This is a genomic window from uncultured Aquimarina sp. (assembly GCF_947500065.1).
Lineage (GTDB): Bacteria > Bacteroidota > Bacteroidia > Flavobacteriales > Flavobacteriaceae > Aquimarina.
The window spans coordinates 133,829-154,536 of the sequence record NZ_CANMQT010000004.1 but is presented as its reverse complement, the minus strand read 5'-3'; the positions used below and the strand labels follow the sequence as shown (position 1 = coordinate 154,536).

The following is a 20,708-nucleotide window of genomic DNA, read 5'->3' as shown; positions in this document are numbered from 1 at the left end:
AAAGTGAAAAAGAAATAATTGTCATTGAAGATAATGTGAACTTAACGTTGCTTTTCTTCTCTTAGAAAGCTTAACACAATAGTTCATTATTGTTTTTTTGTTAGTTTTAAAGCGCAATCTATGATTGCGCTTTATTTATTTATATATTTTTGTAAGGAAGCCATTTTTTAGTGACAAACAGAAGTGGTAATATATACCTGATCCTCTATGAAATTCAATAAAAAGAATATATCAAACCTTATTTTTGTAATCATTTTATTATTATTTTTTATTCCGAATACTAGAGGGATGATGCAAATTTTTCTTACCAGAATTTTTTCGTTTAGTCCAAGCCTTGTAGCTGTAGAAGAACGAGCACATGTAGCTTCTTACGATTGGAAACTTCACGGAGTAAATACAGAATCAATGAATTTTAATACCGCTGAGGGTAAAGTGGTATTGTTAAACTATTGGGCAACCTGGTGTCCTCCTTGTATAGCAGAAATGCCTTCGTTGCAAGCGTTGTATAATGATTATAAGGATAAAGTGGTTTTTGTTTTTTTAACGGAAGATGATGATCCCGAGCTAAATAAATTTATGAGTGATAAAAGCTATAATTATCCAATTTATAGAGCCCTATCAGCGCATCCTAAACCTTTTGTTCATAAACCTATTCCTGGAACCTACTTGATGGACAAAAATGGCAACATTGTTATTCACAAAATAGGAGCTGCAGACTGGAATACCGATAAAGTAAGGAGTACTATAGATCAGCTATTAAAGGAATAATTTTAATTTCTAAAATACTTAAAAGGAACAAATAACATCCCGAAGCATTCTCCTTTGTTTTTACCTAAATGTTTATGGTGCATTTTATGAGCTCTTCTTACACCTTTTGCATACCAATGATTTGCTTTTCGGAATAGTTTAAATCGTTGATGAATGAAAATATCGTGCACTAAAAAATAGGCAATACCGTAGGCTAAAATTCCAAAACCTATAGGTTCTCCAACCCAAAACGTGATAGGATCATGAAGCATAATACAGGACATACTGATTACTGCATAAAACACAAAGAAAAGGTCATTGCGTTCCCACCAACTACTGTGATCCTTGTGATGGTGGTCTTTATGTAATGACCATAAAAACCCGTGCATGACATATTTATGGGTGAACCATGCCATGAATTCCATAAAGCAGAAAGTAGCTATAAAAATTGATATCCAAATCAGAATATTCATCTTAGATAAATTTCTTTAAATGTATTATTAAATTAGGTTCAATCTGTAATCAAAATACGATTTAGCTAGTAGTCCAAATTTCTGATAATTAGGTACTCTGATTCTGGTGTTTTTTATTTCTACAGAAGGAGTAGCTTTTAATTTATTGAGTAATTTTTTATAATATATATATGCGGTGTATACTCCAAACTTTGCTTCAACAGGTAATTTCATAATACCTTCAAAACCCTTATCGAAATCCTTCTGAATTTCTTCTATGATTCTTAGTTTAGAAGCTTCATCCAGTTGATTAAGATCTGTGTCAGGAAAGTAGGTACGACTTAGGTCTTCGAAATCTGCTTTTAGATCACGTAAAAAATTCACTTTTTGAAAAGCGGAACCCAAATGCATTGCACTTTCTTTTAATTCATTATATTTTTGATCATCTCCTTTAACAAATACTTTAAGACACATAAGTCCAACTACATCTGCAGAACCATAAATGTACTCTTTATACTCAATATTGGTTAAATAGTTGGTTTTATGAAGATCTAATCGCATACTTTTCATAAAAGCTTCATATAATGCAGGTTCTATATTATATCGATGTACCGTTTGCTGAAATGAATTAAGAATTGGATTCAGACTAATCTTATTCTTAATGGCTTTGTACATTTCGATTTCAAAATCATTAAATAACACTTCTTTATCATAATCGTGAAAGCTATCTACAATTTCATCTGCTAATCTTACAAATCCATAGATATTGTAGATATCTTGACGAATAGAGTCCGATAACATTTTAGATGCTAGAGAAAAAGAAGTACTGTAAGAATTAGTAACAAGTTTACTACAACTATAAGAAACGGTGTCAAATAAAGCTTTCATCAGTGAGATTTTAGGTTTTATTTAATTTTAGGATATAATCCGTAAATTAAGATTAGGTCTATTAAACAATATTGTATAATGATTATCACATCAAACAATTTGCAGTTTTGGTTTACTTGATAGATTACATTGTGATTCTATTAATCCTGCTACCAATTTACCAGAAATTAGTGATGGCGGCACTCCTGGTCCAGGAACAGTTAGTTGACCTGTAAAAAAAAGATGCTGTACTTTTTTACTTTTCAACTTAGGCCTAAGAAATGCAGTCTGTAATAACGTATTGGCCATTCCATAAGCATTTCCTTTATATGAATTGTATTCTTTTATAAAGTCTTGAACACAAAAGGATTCTTTAAATATAATATTATTTTGAACACTTTGCTCAGTTAAATTTTCAAAACGAGTGATTATTTTATCAAAATAAGTGTCTCTTAAATCTGGAGTATCTTCTATTCCCGGAGCTAAGGGTATAAGGAAAAAACCATTTTCTTTTCCTTTAGGAGCTGATCCAGAATCCGTTACAGATGTGAAATTGGCATAAAAAAGAGGTTCTTCAGGCCATTTAGGATCATCATAAATGTCTTTGGCATGTAGATCAAAATCTGTATCAAAGAATAAATTATGGTGATGTATATTTTTCAGTTTTTTATCAAATCCTACATAAAAGAGTAGAGAAGAAGGTGCAAATGTTTTACGATCCCAGTATTTTTCGGAATACTGTCGATACTTAGGATCTAGTAAAGTCTCACCATGATGATAGTCTGCTCCGCACAATACAATATCTGCTTTGATTTCCGAATTATTTACAACAACTCCTTCGGCAACACCATTCTCAACCAAAATTTTGTCAACCGGAGCGTTAGTGAAAAACTGAACTCCTAATGATTCGGCTAATTTTTTCATTCCCAAAATTACCTGATACATTCCTCCTTTGGGGTGCCAAGTTCCTAATCCAAAATCTGCATAATTCATAAAACTATAAAAAGCAGGAGTATCGCTTGGTTTTGCTCCTAGAAATAATACTGGAAATTCAAGAATCTGAATTAATTTTTTGTTCTTAAACTCTTTTCTTACTTCTTTGGAAATAGTACTAAAGAATTGCCCTATTTTTTTGATAGTTTCTTTGGTTACCAATTCCATTGGTGAAACTCCAGGTCTATAAACTATTTCCTTTATAGCTATATCATAATTATTTTTCGCAGCAGTAATAAACTTCTTTAGTTTATCTGAACTTCCTTCTTCTTCCTTTTCAAAAGCTGCATAGATTTTTTCTAAGGTATCCTCTATAATGATATTTTCTTTGTTTTCAAAGAATACTTTATATGCTGGATTTAATTTTTCTAGTGTATAAAACTCCGAAGGAGATGTATCAAAATCATTAAAAAATTTTTCAAATACATCTGGCATCCAATACCAAGAAGGGCCTATATCAAATGTGAAACCTTCTTTTTTTAATTGTCTTGCTCTACCACCAACAGTATCATTTTTTTCATATATAGCCACATCATACCCTAATTTTGCTAGATAACATGAGGCAGAAAGGGATGAAAAGCCAGAACCAATGATTACTACTTTTTGTGACATAGTGGTTGATTTATAAATGTATTATAATTCTTTAATGAGGTCTATTATGGATGAAAAATAGCGATGATTGGGAGCGCTGTTATGAGAAATATGCATAGTTTGTTTACCAAGCATCCAGAACTCACTTTCTCTTTTGGAGCATACTATTTCATTAAATTTCCGAACATATTCACCTATTTTATCCTTTTCAGGTCTAACTGTAAAATAGGATAGAAAAGTGGTATTCTCATGAAATGATAACATATTGGGTAAGCTATCTAAAGGAATGCTAGGACCTAAATATATAGCTTTGTACCCTTTTAATAAAATTTCATAATTTATATATAGTAAACCCAATTCGTGTATTTCATTTTCTGGCAAATATAAGATAAATGCTTTGTCGGTTTTCGTAGATTTTGAATATTGAAGTTTTTCTATATTAATTAATAATTTTTGTTTAATCAGGTTTGTGATAAAATGCTCATGAGAAGGGCTAATAGTATTGGTTTGCCACAATAATCCGATTTCTGTCAATAGCGGAATAAATACATCAGTAAATATTTGTCGGAATGTTCTTTTTTCTGATAACTGTTCATAGGTGCCTAAAAACAATTGTAAATCGTAATTGAGCATAGAAATTTTTAATGAATTAATAGCTTGATTCTTAGTGCTGTTATCAGATACTATTCGTCTTACATATTCATCAATTTCTTCATTATTGAGTTTAGAAACTCTGGATATTTTATAACCACTATTAACAAGATAAGTAACATTTAGTAACTTCTGCAAACTTTGTAGACTATAAGTTCGTATATTGGTTTGCGTACGATCGGGAGATAAAAGATTATATCTTTTTTCCCATATTCTGATCGTATGTGCTTTTACGCCACATAAGTTCTCTAAATCTTTAATACTAAAATTTTGTCTAATGTTGTTCACTCTTTTTTAATAAAGGTTAAACAAATTTAAATAAAAAAGTAGGTATTTGAGAGATATTACTTGTTAAATTATTAACCATAATTGTTAAAAAGATTTCGAAAAGAGGAGTTAAAACTTTTAAAACAAGTAGTTTTTAATTGATTGTTTGTTTTTTCGGTCAAAATAGAAAACTAGAAACATTGGTTTTGATAAATTTAACTGCCTTTGTAATCTGGTTTTCTATAGTTTTAGTAGAGATACCTAATAGTGTGGCTATTTCTTTATGTTTTTTTTGTTCCAAACGACTTAGTTTAAAAACTTTTTTACATTTTCTGGGAAGTAGTTCTATGGCGTGTTCTATTTTTTGCCAATTTGCTTTATTTTGATCCTCTTTTTCTTCAATGTGATTTTGAGATAATGCTTCCCATTTTAAGGTGTCTAACAAATCGACTTCTTTTTTTTGTTTACGGATATGCATTAAAAATTCGTTATGGCATGACCGATACAAATAACTTTTCAAGGAACTTTTTATCCTTATGGACTTTCTTTTTTCCCATAAACGAATCATGACATTTTGTAGTAGATCATCTGATAGATTGCTGTCATTAGAAAGTTTTCTAAGATAAGCATGTAATTTACTATAATAAAGATCAAATAATTGTTGAAAAGATTGTTGATCCCCTTGTTGTAATCTTTCTAGCAAATAACTGTCTGAATTAATCTTTTCCATGAAGAAACTTTTTTTGTTTGCTCCAAATTATGATTTCGTTAACATTCTTATTGATAATCATAGTTATCAAAGGGTATGCAGATTATTAAAAAGAGGTTATCAAAAGGTATGCAAGTTGTAAAATTCTTTAAGGATGGGAGGGATAATTCTTTTGATAAGTATAAGGATTACAGCTATGATATGAAAATTTTGTAGACAAGAGTATACCTAGACTTATGTGCAATTTGTAAATTTAATTCTAGCAATAAAAATGACTTTAAGGAGGATTAACTTACTTCCGTAAAATATGGTTTTACTTATTTCTTTTGCGGTTGTTTAAAGTATTTAGATATTCATTAAGTGACATTTCTGATGTAACGTTTATTTTCTTTTTAATACGATTACGCGCATTTTTTACAGTGTTTGGTGATACATTTAATATGCTTCCAGTTTCTTTCATGGATAAACCAAGTTTGGTAAGTAAACAATATTTAATTTCGGTTTCTGATAGTTCGGAATGTAATTTTTTTAGGTTACTGTATATTCCTGGATATTGAGATTTAAGGCGAGTTGTTATTCCTGATATGTCTTCTCCAGTTTTAATCAAATCCTTAATCATTATTTTTGTTGATCTGATTTCGGCTTGGGTCCCTTCCATTTTATCAATAACTTGTTGTAATTGCTTAAGTTTTTCTACTCTGCCTGCCATTTGGATCGTTACTAGTTGTAGTTCATTTTCACGTTGTTGTACTTGATTTGCTAATAGTTCAGCTTCTCTATGTTCTAGATCACTAATAGTTTGATTTTTTTTCTTTAATTGTTGAATATTTTTATAATACAGTATAAAAAGAAAAGCTATTAACAATAGAATTACTAATACGTAGATCAATCTTGTTTTTTCATCCGAGGAGTCTTGTAGTTTTATGTTTTTTGTTTCTAGATCTTTTTCCTTGATTTTTGTTATAAAAAAATCATTCCCAGTGTTTAATTCATGATTGTTAATCTTATCTAATAATATTTTTTTTTGTACAATTAGTTCATTTAGGTTCTGTGTAGTTTGGTTTCTTTTTGAGTAAGAAATTAGAGAATCTATATAGATAACTTTAGATACTCTAGATAAGGAAGTGTTTATTGCGTCTTCTAAACTCTGTAATGCAAGGTTATTTTGTTTAATTTCTTTGTAAAACAAAAAATTATAATAATAACTATGGGCTAAATCGTCTCCATAGGCAATAGAATCTTTAAATAATTTGATGGGGGTTTTAATTGTTTGTATCGCCTTGTCAATACTATCAGTTTTGTATAAAAAGTAACTATATAGTTTTTTAGCAAGTATTTTATCATAATGCTTTGTTGTCGATTTAGTCTTATGAATCCATTGTTGAGCCGTCTTATAGTCTTTAAGTGCAACATAAATCGATACCATCATTCTTTTTATACGATCAGCATAATGAGGCTGATCTTTAAACTTTTCTTGAAATATTAGCATTTCATGAAGGAGTACATCCAGATCTTCTTTATTCGGATTATTTTGCAAAGTAAGATCGAACCTTTGCAAGCTAATGTACATAATACCTCTTATATCATTTATTTTTGTTGCTAACTCATACCCTTGTTCATAGAGGTTAATAATTTTTGGGTTATACCCGTAATATTTTTCTAAAATATAGGCCTGATGATGATAGGCCTTTACTTTTCGTTGAGCAGTAATACTAGAGCTATGATTGATAATGAGATCATGAGTTTTTTGCGCATAGTATAGACAGCTGTCTTCGCTTTTGTGATTATAATAATAAAACATTAATCGTCCGTAATCACTTAAGAAACTATTTATAGAATCCTGTGTAGAAATATTATTGCTCTTAGGGCTGTTGTTTTTTATGCTTGATTTAATAAATGTGTCTTGGGGTGTAATCTCATTTTTCAACATATTGGAGTTAATAAACTTTAATTCTTCTTTTTTAACTTCAGTATTTGCAGCTGAATTTGTGCTGGTGGCAAGTATTATTTTATGACCAAATAATAAAATTGGAGAACTAAAGAAAATTATACAAATTAAGTGAGAGCAGGCTTTTTTAATCATTTACTACATAAATAGGTTAGCAATAAATCCCTTAATAGAATGTATGAATTTTAGGATATTAGAATAATAAATTAATTAAAAGAATCTTTTTTAAAAAACTAATTAAACATTTGTTTTTTAAGACGAAAGTTCAATTATAATCAATTTTTTTCTAAAAAAGATAGGGGATTTTAAAAAGTTGTACATCATAAGGGTATAAAATAGCATACAACGTTGGTTTTATTTTATAGGAAGTTTCCGAAAATCAAATAAAAAAAATCATTAATTCATTAAACATTAAAATTATGAAAAATAATAGAATAAGAATAATAGCTATGAGTGTTTTACTCATTGGAGCATCCTGTCAGAAAGAGGAACTAATTGATCAAATGCCTGAAGCAAATGAGGTTAGTGAAAATATAGATGAAGACATTTACACATCAAAACGGTATGTAATGGTCAAAAAACCTAGTAGTAGTACAGAAGAATTAATGACAAGTGATCAGTATTTAGACTTTTTAAGGTCAACTAAAGACAATAATGATAATGCTAAGTCATCCGGTTTTACATTTTTAGGAAAAAAAGCAATGTCTCTTGATGATCATAAACGACTGTTTGAAAGACATGATTTTATTGGAAGAGCAGAGGAAAAATGGGCCGCAGGTATAGGTAATTATGTACAATCTTTAAATTCGGGTTGTAGAGGTGCTTCAATTTGGAAGTATGAAGATACTGGGTTGTACCAGGTGTTTAAATATAAACCGTCTGAAAAAAATGGTTATTGCTGGAAACCAAGACTTTGGGTAAAGGCTGTATACAAAGAAAGTGAAAATAGTACGACTCAAGTAACCAAGGGACCTGTAAGAACTGCAGAGTCTAGATTAGGATTTGGTCATCCAACCAAAGAACTTTCTTTAGATAGAATTGTATCTAGAACAACTGCTGAAGCGACAACCGTATCTTTGTCAAGGGCTAGTACCACGGCTAGCAATTGGAACTATAAATTTGGTATTAAGATTAGCGCAAAAGTCTTTGGTATTGGTACGGACATGAGTCACGACTACACAGTAGGTGGGTCTACTTCTAGCACTGCAACATTTTCGGAAGGAAAAACATCAACGAATACTCAAAACTTTGTTTGGGATGCTAGCGCTTTTTCTCCGGCAGGTAAGAAATGTGATATGTATTTAAAGTACCAAAAAGTGGCAACAAGAACTAAAGTAAAAGTTTACACACAGATTCAGAATTCTGCCTTTAAGGTTGATTATTATAAAAATGGAAAATGGACGCGTAATTGGTTAGCGAAAGGAGAACATACCTATGATCTTTGGCCAAATGATATTAGACGGAATAAAGTTTATGATATTGTACATTGGGATGATGAGTATTATGAATTTTGGATAGAAAGAAAGAATTGTAGAAATTATTAAAATTAATATTTAAGCAAAATAAAAATAAAAAGTGATTTGAATATAAATCACTTTTTATTTAATAAATGACATACCAAATGAAAATTAAACCTTATTTACTGCCATTGATTTTAATAATAATTAGTGTTGTATGTATTGTTAGAATAAACATTATTGAAAAGAATATAGACCACGTATTTTTACAGTTGAATAAAGTAGAAAATGATTTATCTGTAAAATATAAAAGTGAACAAAAAGTAAACAAAGAATCAGATTCTTTAATAATGGCTCCAAAATTCATTTTGAAAAATCAGAAAGATTCTAACGTAGGATTAGACGATTTAACAAAAGAAAAAAAGAAATTATTGGTTTTTACCAGAGAAGATTGCTCATACTGTGAGGATTATTATCCTGAACTAAACAAGTTTGCAAAAAAATATAGTACTTCGTTTGATGTGGTGGTCATAAAACTTGATTCAAATGTAAAGGATACTCAAAAAACCTTAGATGAGAAAAAATATTATTTTGAAATTTTAAAAGGAAATGAAAAAGTATTTATGGATTATCATATCCAAAGTACACCTACCACTTATCTGTTAAATAAAAATAATGAAATCGAAATGGGAGCGATTGTAAATAATGAAAATGAGCTTGAGGAATGGATATTTCAAATTTAAGAAATGGGTTGTTTTTGATCGAGTATATTTTGTAAATCTTATTGAAAATATCTAAAAGCAGGGATAGATAAATATAAGCATTAAGATTAGATAATTTGTGAAATTAAATCATTTACGAACACAAACAGAAATTATGAAAAACAAAAGCTTTTTATATTTAGTAATCATCTTTTTGGTAATCAGTTGTCAAAAAGAAGAAGTGGATCAAGCCATCATAGAAGAAATTAATAATATAAATGAAGATGAGAATATAGTAATAGAAGACTCTTTTTATGATCAGGCAGATATCGAAAAAGGATATCCATTACCAGATAACGTAGAGATGAGAAAAACAAAACTTTTTGGATCTGAAGTAGAAATCCCTTATGTAAATGGTAATTATATTATGGGGGATATGGTGCTAAGTCCCGAAGATATAAAAAACACAAATGTAGATACTGATGCAAAAGGAGTTGGTGCCGATGTACATTCGCTAAATAAAAGGTGGAGAAAGAAGAATGGTACTGGTAAGTTTATTGTGCCCTATCATATTTATAGTACACAATTCACGCAGGCTGAAAAAGATAATATTCGTAAAGCTATGGATAGGATTGAAAATTATATAGGCTCCATAACCTTTAGGCAAACTGATTTTAACGAACCTTATATTTTTATACAGAGTTTAGAAGGATGTTGGTCTAGGCTGGGTAGGGTAACTAACCACGGTCCTCAGGATTTATCTTTGGGAAGAGGGTGTCTTAGTCAAGCTACAATTATTCATGAACTTTTTCATGCCCTAGGATTGTATCATGAACAATCACACCCCAAAAGGGATGATTTTGTCAATCTTCATTTAGAAAACCTAAAGAATCCAAGAAACAGTCATAATTTCAGAAAAGCCCCAAAACCAAGAAGGGTTTCTGATTTTAATTTTAAATCTTTTATGATGTATGGGCCTGGAGCTTTTGCAAAACCAGGAACCTATACCATGACCAAAAAAGATGGGAGTGTATGGACTAGAAATACTGGTTTAATGCCGGGAACTGATAAACAAGTTATTATAAAGCTATATCCTAGATAATGGTTAAGACTAGAAATTAAAACCAAATAGGTTTTTTTGAACTTCGGTCGGTATACCTCAAACTGGCTGAAGTTTATTATATAAAAAAACTAGAAACATTAGTTTTTAAAAAAAGCATCGCCTTACGAATATGAACTTCAACCGTTTTAGGAGAAATCCCTAGTATTTCAGCAATTTCTTTATGCTTTTTTCGTTCTAGACGACTTAATTTAAAAACTTGCCTACACTTGGTAGGTAATTTTTCGATTGCCTTTTCTATTTTTTGCCAATCAGCTTCTTGTTGCTCTTTTTCTTGTAAAGAATGAATAGCCAATAGTGTTTCCCATTTCAAGACATCTAATGCATCAATTTCTTTTTTCTGCTGTCTCAAATACATTAAAAATTCATTATGGCAGCTTTTAAAAAGATAACTTCTTAAAGAAGATGTAATGGTAATTGTAGCTTTTTTATCCCATAATCGCATAAATACGTTTTGAGTCAAATCTTCAGCTAACGTGCTATCATTAGTGAGCTTGTATACATAATTAGTGAGCTCATTATAATGATTGGTAAAGACAATCTTGTATGCTAAATGTTCCCCGTTAGCAAGGCGTTGTATCAATTCCTGATCAATATGTACATCTTTGTGTTTCATATCTATAATCTCTTGCTAATGTAAAAAAATAAAATTTAGCGATGAATTTAAATGGCTAAGCGATAGTATAAATGCTTTTAGTTTTTCCATATTTATTGTTATCCCAGCTTGGGTTGAAATTTATAAAAGTTCATTTTTTTAATACATGTTTTTTAAACTTTTTAATTTTTGACTAAGGGATTTTTGTTTTTCCTGCATCATATAAGTAGAGAAGATTGAAAAGCAATATATATTGATGAAAAGTTACTTAACGCTAATAGAAAAATATTTAGAGAATACCATTTCTCCTGAAGATAGAGAAATACTAAAATCATGGGTAGAAGAAAATGAAGAACATAAAAATATTTTTAAGAAAGAAGTAGCTAATTGGAGTGTAGCTAAAGAAGAGATTTCGGTAGATCCAAATAAAGCATATGATCGTTTTGTAAAGAATATCCAGAAAGGAGAGCAAGAAAAAGGTAAAGTTCGTTCATTGCATTCACTAAAAAAAGTGATGCAATACGCAGCTGTACTTGCAGGTATTTTGGTTATAACATATTATGCAGTCAAGTCTAATCCTGTAGTTATAACAAATGACAATAATGTGGTCATCACAGAATCTTTAGAAGAAGATAAAATCAAAATAGTACAAGAGGATGGCACTGTAACGTATATCGATTTTGATGATAAGACAGATATAGTTAATGCTGATGGCAAACTCATAGGAAAAAAGGATAGAGATAAGCTAGTAGTATCTAATACTGAAAATAGTGAGGAAATAGAGTATTTAGAAATATCCATTCCGAAAGGAAAAATATTTCAGCTAAGCTTATCTGATGGAACTAAAGTTTGGTTAAACGCAGCCAGTACACTTAAGTTTCCTAAAAACTTTGCGGCTTCGCAACCTAATAGGTTGGTATATCTAGAAGGAGAAGCTTTTTTTGATGTTACTACTAATAAAGAGCAGCCTTTTATAGTAAACACAGGAACTGTAGATGTAGAAGTATTAGGAACACAGTTTAATGTTTCTTCGTACCAAGAAGATCTTACTGTAAAAACTACATTAGTAGAAGGGTCTGTAGCAATTAATAATTCAGATGATCATAAAAAGCTTTTAACACTAATTCCCAATGATCAGGCTGTGTATACAAAACAGAATAAAGATTTAGATAAAAAGAAGGTGAATACAGAAGTATACACTGCTTGGATGTATAGAAAAATGATCATACAGGATGAATCTTTTACTTCAGTAATAAAAAGATTAGAAAGAACTTATGACGTAGAAATCGTTAGCACGAATGAGAGATTAAATAACACACGATTTACAGGAGAATTTGATGTAGAAAATGTAAGACAGATTCTAAACGTGTTTTCAGAAACTATAGATTTTACCTACACTATAGAGAATAAACGAATTGTTATCGCCCCCTAAGTAAGAGACAATGGTCAAGATTAGTCTGCTGAATAGTGTTAATGCCTAATTATAAAAAGTTTTCAGCAGGCTAGATTTGACATTAATGTTATATCAATCGTAAAAAAAAAGGAAGTGCTGCAACACTTCCCCTTACGGTCTGATTATTATTTAAATGAGTACTAACAACCAAACTTTTCAAAATTATGAAAAAAAAGGGTAACCGTACGCTATTTTCACACTTAGCGCACAAATCAATCGTATTAAAAATGAGGCTTACACTAGTTTTATTTAGTTTCTCCATCTTTCAGATGATGGCAACTTCTGGCTTTTCGCAGGGTCAAATAGAACTGGATTTAGAACAAACAGCAATTACCAATGTATTAGAAGAAATTAAAAGTCAGACTTCGTATAAGTTCTTCTATATTAATGATGAGGTCAATTTAGATCAAAAGACTTCGATTAAAGTTAAGAAAGAAACCATAGATAGAGTGTTGTCAATACTCTTTGATAATACCAATATCTCATATTCCATTATGGGAAAACAGGTGATATTAAAAAAGAAACCATTTACACAAGAAAAGGAAAAAATTATTCGGGAAGTAAAAGGAAATGTAAAAGATTCTAATGGAAGTCCACTACCAGGAGCTAATGTTTTGGTAAAAGGAACTACCATTGGTGCGCAAACTGATTTTGAAGGGAATTTCACTATTAATTTATCGGATGATGATGTTATTCTGGTGATATCTTATGTTGGTTTTGAAACAGCAGAAGTAGATACAACAGGAAAAGATTTTGTTTCGGTCACTTTAAAAGATGCATCCGCCAAATTGGACGATGTAGTGATTGTAGGATCTAGAAATCCTAGCCGTACTGCAACAGAAACAGCAGTGCCAATAGATGTTATTGATATTACGCAAATTGCTACACAAGGTCCACAGACCTCAGTTAATGAGATTCTTAATTATGTAGCACCATCATTTACTTCGCAAACCCAAACAGTTTCTGATGGAACAGATCATATTGATCCAGCCTCATTAAGAGGATTAGGGCCTGATCAGGTATTAGTTTTAATTAATGGAAAAAGAAGACATAATACAGCATTGGTAAATGTAAACGGAACCGTAGGAGCTGGTAGTGTTGGTACAGATTTAAATGCGATCCCAACAGCAGCAATCCAACGTATTGAAGTATTAAGAGATGGTGCAGCTGCACAATATGGTTCTGATGCTATTGCAGGGGTGATCAATATTGTTTTAAAGAAAGGAACAAACAAATTAGATGTTACACTAACTACAGGAGCTAATTTTAGCAAAAATTCTAATCAGTTTGATGGTGGAAGTGATGGTGAAAAAGTGGTGTTGGATGTCAATTATGGGTTGCCAATAGGAGAGAATGGTGGATATATTAATTTTACAGGATCCTTATCTACAAGAGAACCTGCATTGCGTAATCGGGATTATCAAGGTGATATTTTTAGGGGGTTTCATGGAGCAGAACGAGTATTTGCTGCTAGTGGGGGAAATGTAGCAGAAATGACCTTAGCAGATTATCAAACAGCTTCTCAAAATATTTCTTATTTGGATCAGACGACTAGAGATCAGATTGCAGCATTAGATGTTACAGATGCAACAGACATAGATACTTTTAGAGGGTTATTAGATTTTGATGCGGATGAAGATGAATTGGCGGCTCGAGGATTGACGCGTACAGATTTTAGGTTTAAAGTAGGTACTGCCAAATTACGAGAAGGAAAATTCTTTGCTAACATGGCAATTCCTCTTGGAGAAGATGCAGAATTCTACAGTTTTGGTGGAATTAGTTATAGAGAAGGTTTGGCATCTGGGTTTTATAGAAGACCAGCACAAGGTGATGGTAGAGCAAATACCCCAGCATTTCCAAATGGTTTTTTACCAAATATAGGAACAGATATTGTAGATAAATCTATTGCTGTAGGAATCAAAGGAAAAGTAAAAGAGTGGAGTGTAGATTTCTCTAATACGTATGGTATTAACATCTTTGATATTACTGTTGGTAACTCTAGTAACGGAACCTTAGGAGTAGCAACACCTAGAAGTTTTGATGCAGGAGCCTTAAGTTTTATGCAGAACACTACTAATCTGGATATTGGCAGGTTTTATGAAGAAATTTTTAGCGGATTGAATGTCGCAATGGGTGCGGAATATAAAGTAGAAAATTATACAATTACTGCTGGAGAAGAAGCTTCTTATACAAGTTATGATGTTAATGGTAATATTGTAACAGGTACAACTCCCGATGCAGATTTAGTACGTAATAATTTTACAGGAGCAGTACTTGGTGGTGGATCGCAAGTTTTTAGGGGATATGATCCTAATAATGAAACTGACAAATACAGAAATAGTATTGCTGGTTATATTGATCTGGAAGCTGATTTTACAGAGCAATGGCTGGTAAGTCTGGCAGCTAGATATGAGAATTTCTCTGATTTTGGTGATACGTTTAATTATAAAATAGCGACTCGCTATAAAATAACTGAAAACTTCTCAGTTCGAGGAGCGAATAGTACAGGTTTTAGAGCCCCATCGTTGCACCAACAATTCTTTAGTAGAACCAGTACAGTTTTTGTAGACAATCAACCTTTTGAACAAGGAACTTTTACTAATGATAGTAGAGCAGCAGCATTAATTGGGATAGCAAAACTGAAAGAAGAAACATCAAGTAGTTTTAGTTTAGGTTTTACTGCTAAAGTTCAGAATTTCACTGTTACTGCAGATGCTTATTTAATCAATATAGATGATAGAATTGTATATAGCGGAAGTTTCGGAAATGGAGGAGATGCTGAATTAACCCAGATATTTGAAAATTCAGGAGCAACCAGTGCACGTTTTTTTGTGAACGCTATTGATACCAAATCTCAGGGAGTAGATGTGGTAATTTCTCATAAAGCAAATTTTGGAGAGGATATGGTGCTTAAGAATGATTTGTCAGCCACATTTGCGAAGACCGAAGTAGAAGAAATAAGAGTTCCCCGGCGAATTGCTAATGCAGGAGAAAGTGGAAGTTTCTTTGATGGGCAAGAAGAAGCATTTTTAACCCTTGCTCAACCAAGAACCAAACTGAGTTTGACAAATGTTTTATCTTTTGGGAAATACGATGTTTTACTTAGAAATGTATTCTTTGGTGAAGTAACGGATCCAGATGATTTTAATGGGGATCCAAGAGTAGATGGTGCTGTAGTAAGTGATGATGCTGTATATGGAGGAAAAGTCGTTACAGATCTTTCTTTTTCTGCAAAGGTTTTAGAAAACCTGAATATTACTATTGGTGCCAATAACTTATTAGATGTGTATCCTGATGAGAACAGAGCAGGAGGAACTGCAGGTGATCAGTTTGTATATTCTAGAAGAACTTCGCAGTTTGGATATTCTGGAAGATTTTTATTTGCAAGAGTTAATTTTAGTCTATAGTTGAGTTAGTTTTATATGTTAAAACAGGCAAGGGTATTTTTTATACTTGCCTGTTTTTCTTATTTTATTTTTCTTATTTAAGAAAATCCATAGGATTTAATCTTTTTCCATTACGCTGTACTTCATAATGAAGATGAGGTCCAGTAGATAATCCGGTATTTCCACTATAACCTATGATTTGTCCTTTTTTGACTTGCTGGTTTTCTTCAATATTAAAACCTTGCAGGTGTGCGTACCAGGTTTGATAACCGTCTGCGTGAGAAATAATTATTAGATTCCCCCAATTCCCCTTGTTTTTTGCAGTGGCAATAGTACCATCTCCAGTAGCTAGAATAGGAGTTCCTACTTTAGCTCTAATATCAATTCCATGATGAAATACTTTCTTTTTCTTTATGGGATGATTAAATCCAGGACCATAAATAGCAGTAATGTCATCTACAGATCCATTTTGAATAGGAAAGATAGATGGAGGAATGTTGATTATGATTTCTTCAGTTATTACCGATTCTGTAATATGGGTAGTACTAAGTTCAGGTTTCATAAATGCCATAAAAAGTATTGCCAGTATCGGGAGTAGGAAGGCATACCTGATAATATTCTTTTGATTGGAATTGGTTTTTGTGATCATGTCTATTCGTTTTTTGATTAATGAATGATTGAAATAACTATGTAATTGTACGTTTTGTTTTGCTCCCAGATTTTTAATCAAGAGTTCCAAATAATGTGATTTTTTGATTTGATTATTGATAACTAATTTATCTGCCTGAAACTCATGAATGGACCTAATAGATTTCTTAAATAAATATGAAAAAGGATTAAACCAGAATACAACTAAATATATTTCGGTTAGCATGAGATCGATAGTGTGTCCAAGTTTTACATGAACCTTCTCATGTTCAAGTATTGCCTGATCAATTGCATTTATTTTATCTTTTGGGATGAAAATCCAACGAAAACAGGAGAATATAGTGGGCGTGTCTGCAGCAATAAAACAAAACCCATCTTTAACGAAAGTTTTAGATCTTTTCTTTAATTTGTATAATTGTGAAATAGGCAGTAGTAATCTTAGCAGGCAAATAAACATACCCACACCATAAACTAAAGACAGCAAATGAATTGGATCCCATTCCTTTTCAAGATATTCAATATCTGTCTGAACATCTTCATTTATTATTTGACTCAACTCTAAAAACTCATCAAAATCTGGTATTACTATCGATTGGTTGGTAATGGGAATCTCCATTTGGTTTAGAAACGGAAAACATAGAGAAATTGGTAATAAAAGAAGCAATAAAACTCTATTGATTTTATGAAAAGTTAACTTTCTGAAGAGTAAGTAGTACGCAGTGTATAATACACCTAAGCAACAACTTACTTGAATTAGATATATTAAAAAATTATTCATCCTCTTTTTTTAGTTCATCTATTTTTTCTTGAATATGAAGTTTCATTTTTTCTAATTCCGATACATTTAAATCCTCATCATTAGTAAAAAACATGGCGAACTTACTTATAGAGCCACTGAAGAAATTTTTTACTACTCCTTTAAAATGATTTTTGAAATATACCTCCTTAGAAACAAGAGGATAATACTCTTTTATTCTTCCGTATGTTGTAAAACTTATAAAATTTTTGGTTACCAAAGTTCTAATAACTGTTGATATAGTCGTATAAGCGGGTTTAGGTTCAGGGAACTGTTCAACAATATCCTTTAAGAATGCTTTTTCGAGCTTCCATAGATATCTCATAATCTGTTCTTCTGCCTTAGTTAGGTCTTTCATATTGCAAATATAACTATGTTTTTAGTAATAAAACTATAAATATAGTAATAATACTAGCTTTCTAGTAATATTTAAACATATTTTATTTTATGTTATTGGTTTTAAGATAATTATGTGTTTTTGGTATTTGTTTCTTAATTTAAAATTTAACACTTTGTTATTTATATTTAATCTAAATAAATTTGTTTTATATGTTTAGCTGAATATATTTGCACTCTATTTAAATTAAGTCTAAATAATAATAAGTAATGAAAAACTCACTAACTAACCTATTCTTTTCAGCTACAATCTTGGCAAGTATATTTTCTTGTTCTAATGATGATGATCAAGGAACAACGGTTAATCCAGTTACAAAATCAGCTGTAATAGCAAATTATAGTAATCTAGTATATCAATCTTACCTTGATAGTTATAACGGGGCTGTAACAATGGAAACAGCTATTAATACTTTTGTAGATACACCATCAGAAGTTAATTTTGAATTAGCAAAAACAGCTTGGCTAAATGTTCGAGAAGCGTATGGCCAGACAGAAGCATATAGGGAAGCTAATGGCCCTATTGATACCGACGAATCTGCATCCGCACCTTGGGGAATTGGAAATGAAGGACAACTAAATGCTTGGCCAATAGATGAAGGCTATGTAGATTATATTGAAGCTGGAACTGAACCATTTGCGGGTACATATACAAGTATCATTAGTAATACAAGTATAACTATCGATGAAGCTACTCTTATTTCATTAAACGAAGAAGATAGTGATAAATCTATAAGTACTGGCTGGCATGCTATTGAATTTCTACTATGGGGACAGGATAATACAAACCCGAGTGAAAATCAAGCAGGTTTGAGATTGTTTACAGATTATACAACAGCAGATGATGCTGATAGAAGAGGAGAATACCTTAAAGTGGTAACAAGCCTTTTAGTGAATGACCTTAAAAAGCTTGTGGATACTTGGAATGTCGGAGGAACTTATAACGAGGTTTTCTTAGCATTAGATGAGGATGTCGCATTAAAGCAGTTAATTAATGGCGCATTTTTTATTGCAGGAGATGAATTAAGTTCAGAAAGAATTATCGCTCCTTTAAATTCTGTTGATGGTATTGATGCTTCTGGTCAGGAAGATGAACATTCTTGTTTTTCTGACAATACAGATCGAGACATATTCGCTAACGCACAAGGAGTTTATAATGTGATCTTTGGTCAATATGCGACTATTTCTGGAGCTTCATTTTATGATTTAGTAAAACAAGCAGATGAGAATCAAGCGCAAGTATTAAAAGACGCATCTGATAATGCTATAGAAAAGGTAAATGCAGTTGCTAATAATGCACAGCCTTTTGATTTCTTAATAACACAGGAGAATACTACCGATACAACTCCAGGAGTTGTTTTACAAAGTGTTATAGCATTACAAGAATGGGCAGATATTATTAGTGCGTCGGCAACAACAATAGGAATTAGCCTATAGTTTTATATTGAAAATTAGTTTTCGCTAATGAGTCCTAAATATCATATTTAGGACTTGTTGGTTTTTATATTTTAAGGATGAAAAAGTATTTTTTGCTATTAATTGTTGTATTAAGTATAGCTTGTTCAGGAGATGATGATTACATAGATGTTTCAGAGGTTTTGTACGAGGAAGGTGAAGAGTTATTAACTGGAGTATTGGGTGTGAATTCTACAAGTGGTAATGCTTTTGGTTTTGAAATTGAAGGATTATCATTTCAGGATCAAGCTAAATTTGCAACTGGTAATTCTTTGTTTAATCAATCTTGGGTTTCGTCTCCAGCATCTACTACGGCAAGAGATGGATTAGGTCCCACATTTAATGCACGTGCTTGTGCTGCTTGTCATTTTAAAGACGGAAGAGGTCGTCCATTAGAAAATGGAGCTACATCTAGAGGTTTTTTAATGCGTATTAGCTTGGCTGGACAGGGTGCTTTGGGTTTTGCGAATCCAGTACCGGAATATGGGTTACAAATACAGGATAGAGCTAATAATGGAATCCCTTACGAAGCAAAAGTAAATGTTAGTTATGAAACGATATCGGGGACTTATTCTGATGGTACTTCATATGAACTTCAAAAACCGATTTATACTATTGTAGATGCGCAATTCGGTGCATTAAACAATGTGCTGATGTCTCCTAGAGTTGCTCAACAGACAATCGGTTTGGGTTTTATAAGTGCATTACCTGATACTGAGATTACTAAATTTGAAGATGAGTTTGATGCAGATGATGATGGTATATCGGGTAAAGCAAATTATGTTTGGGATGTTGAAGCTAATAGTCTGCAATTGGGGCGATATGGTTGGAAAGCGAACTCTCCAACATTAAAACAACAGATTACTTCTGCTTTTCATGGTGATATGGGATTGACTACATCTATGTTTCCAGAGAATAACTGTCCGTCTCCACAATTAGATTGTATGCAAGCGCCTAATGGAGGAGAACCAGAGGTAACGGATACGCAATTAGAAAATGTGCAATTTTATCAAGCTAACCTTGCGGTGCCTAATAGAAGAAATTTTAAAGACGAGTCAGTGCTTAAAGGAAAGAAAATTTTTGAAGAATTGAACTGTATAGGATGTCATGCTATTAATCAGAAAACCACTAGCTTTCCTTTTAGTCCTTTATTAGGAGGCATTGCAATAAAACCATACTCTGATTTCTTATTACATGATATGGGCGAAGAATTGACAGATAATAGATCAGATTTTAAGGCGGATGGCCGAGAATGGCGAACCCAACCTCTTTGGGGAATAGGACTAATTGCTACAGTAAATGATCATACATTTTTATTACATGATGGTAGAGCAAGAAATGTCGAAGAAGCCATACTTTGGCATGGAGGAGAAGCAGGACAGAGTAAACAAGATTTTGTAAATCTTGCTCAAGAAGAAAGAGAACAATTGATTGATTTTATAAACTCTTTATAATTAGATTGAAACAATAGCTATTAAA

Annotated in this window: 17 protein-coding genes; 8 read left to right on the top strand and 9 right to left on the bottom strand. The window is 31.7% G+C overall.

The genetic code is table 11. The features are described from left to right. Positions 1–207: 207 nt before the first annotated feature. A complete protein-coding gene (locus Q0975_RS13495; protein WP_299437486.1) occupies positions 208–768 on the top strand; it encodes a redoxin domain-containing protein in 561 nt (186 codons plus the stop codon). 2 nt (positions 769–770) lie between these two features. On the opposite strand, the gene Q0975_RS13490 is transcribed toward Q0975_RS13495, so the two are convergent. The 6 genes from Q0975_RS13490 to Q0975_RS13465 form a co-directional block, all read right to left on the bottom strand. Then, positions 771–1,220 (bottom strand): sterol desaturase family protein, encoded by a 450-nt coding sequence (locus tag Q0975_RS13490; RefSeq protein WP_299437484.1) that lies wholly within the window; start codon positions 1,218–1,220, stop codon positions 771–773. Positions 1,221–1,247: 27 nt separating this feature from the next. Next, a complete protein-coding gene (locus Q0975_RS13485; protein WP_299437482.1) occupies positions 1,248–2,087 on the bottom strand; it encodes a phytoene/squalene synthase family protein in 840 nt (279 codons plus the stop codon). 90 nt (positions 2,088–2,177) lie between these two features. Next, entirely contained in the window at positions 2,178–3,671 is a 1,494-nt protein-coding gene (gene crtI, locus Q0975_RS13480) for an NAD(P)/FAD-dependent oxidoreductase (protein ID WP_299437480.1), read from the bottom strand. Between the two features lie 21 nt (positions 3,672–3,692). Beyond that, on the bottom strand, positions 3,693–4,589 hold the full coding sequence (locus Q0975_RS13475) for a MerR family transcriptional regulator (RefSeq protein ID WP_299437478.1): 897 nt from the start codon (positions 4,587–4,589) through the stop codon (positions 3,693–3,695). A 157-nt stretch (positions 4,590–4,746) separates the two neighbouring features. Then, positions 4,747–5,298 carry an RNA polymerase sigma factor gene (locus Q0975_RS13470; protein ID WP_299437476.1) on the bottom strand — a complete coding sequence of 184 codons (552 nt, stop codon included), beginning with the start codon at positions 5,296–5,298 and terminating at the stop codon, positions 4,747–4,749. A 292-nt stretch (positions 5,299–5,590) separates the two neighbouring features. Beyond that, on the bottom strand, positions 5,591–7,360 hold the full coding sequence (locus Q0975_RS13465; protein ID WP_299437474.1) for a helix-turn-helix transcriptional regulator: 1,770 nt from the start codon (positions 7,358–7,360) through the stop codon (positions 5,591–5,593). 284 nt (positions 7,361–7,644) lie between these two features. Here Q0975_RS13465 and Q0975_RS13460 point away from each other — a divergent pair, with 284 nt between their 5' ends. The 3 genes from Q0975_RS13460 to Q0975_RS13450 all read left to right on the top strand — a co-directional run bounded on the left by Q0975_RS13460 (position 7,645) and on the right by Q0975_RS13450 (position 10,485). Continuing rightward, a complete protein-coding gene (locus Q0975_RS13460; protein WP_299437472.1) occupies positions 7,645–8,769 on the top strand; it encodes a hypothetical protein in 1,125 nt (374 codons plus the stop codon). Positions 8,770–8,846: 77 nt separating this feature from the next. After that, on the top strand, positions 8,847–9,425 hold the full coding sequence (locus tag Q0975_RS13455; protein WP_299437470.1) for a TlpA disulfide reductase family protein: 579 nt from the start codon (positions 8,847–8,849) through the stop codon (positions 9,423–9,425). Positions 9,426–9,558: 133 nt separating this feature from the next. Continuing rightward, on the top strand, positions 9,559–10,485 hold the full coding sequence (locus Q0975_RS13450; protein ID WP_299437468.1) for a M12 family metallopeptidase: 927 nt from the start codon (positions 9,559–9,561) through the stop codon (positions 10,483–10,485). A 76-nt stretch (positions 10,486–10,561) separates the two neighbouring features. Here Q0975_RS13450 and Q0975_RS13445 read toward each other — a convergent pair whose 3' ends face one another. Continuing rightward, complete coding sequence (locus Q0975_RS13445; protein WP_299437466.1) at positions 10,562–11,119, bottom strand: RNA polymerase sigma factor; 558 nt, start codon at positions 11,117–11,119, stop codon at positions 10,562–10,564. 235 nt (positions 11,120–11,354) lie between these two features. Here Q0975_RS13445 and Q0975_RS13440 point away from each other — a divergent pair, with 235 nt between their 5' ends. After that, entirely contained in the window at positions 11,355–12,530 is a 1,176-nt protein-coding gene (locus tag Q0975_RS13440; RefSeq protein WP_299437464.1) for a FecR domain-containing protein, read from the top strand. 248 nt (positions 12,531–12,778) lie between these two features. Continuing rightward, positions 12,779–15,958 carry a TonB-dependent receptor gene (locus tag Q0975_RS13435; protein ID WP_299437462.1) on the top strand — a complete coding sequence of 1,060 codons (3,180 nt, stop codon included), beginning with the start codon at positions 12,779–12,781 and terminating at the stop codon, positions 15,956–15,958. A 73-nt stretch (positions 15,959–16,031) separates the two neighbouring features. Here the strand turns inward: Q0975_RS13435 and Q0975_RS13430 are convergent, their stop codons facing one another. Next, positions 16,032–17,201 (bottom strand): M23/M56 family metallopeptidase, encoded by a 1,170-nt coding sequence (locus Q0975_RS13430; RefSeq protein WP_299437460.1) that lies wholly within the window; start codon positions 17,199–17,201, stop codon positions 16,032–16,034. A 154-nt stretch (positions 17,202–17,355) separates the two neighbouring features. Beyond that, entirely contained in the window at positions 17,356–17,739 is a 384-nt protein-coding gene (locus Q0975_RS13425; RefSeq protein WP_299437458.1) for a BlaI/MecI/CopY family transcriptional regulator, read from the bottom strand. Positions 17,740–17,987: 248 nt separating this feature from the next. On the opposite strand from Q0975_RS13425, the gene Q0975_RS13420 reads away from it, so the two are divergent. Both Q0975_RS13420 and Q0975_RS13415 read left to right on the top strand, forming a co-directional pair. Beyond that, positions 17,988–19,211 carry an imelysin family protein gene (locus Q0975_RS13420; RefSeq protein WP_299437456.1) on the top strand — a complete coding sequence of 408 codons (1,224 nt, stop codon included), beginning with the start codon at positions 17,988–17,990 and terminating at the stop codon, positions 19,209–19,211. Between the two features lie 77 nt (positions 19,212–19,288). After that, positions 19,289–20,683: a di-heme oxidoredictase family protein gene (locus tag Q0975_RS13415; RefSeq protein WP_299437454.1), complete on the top strand. Its 1,395-nt coding sequence runs from the start codon at positions 19,289–19,291 to the stop codon at positions 20,681–20,683. Positions 20,684–20,708 lie beyond the last annotated feature (25 nt).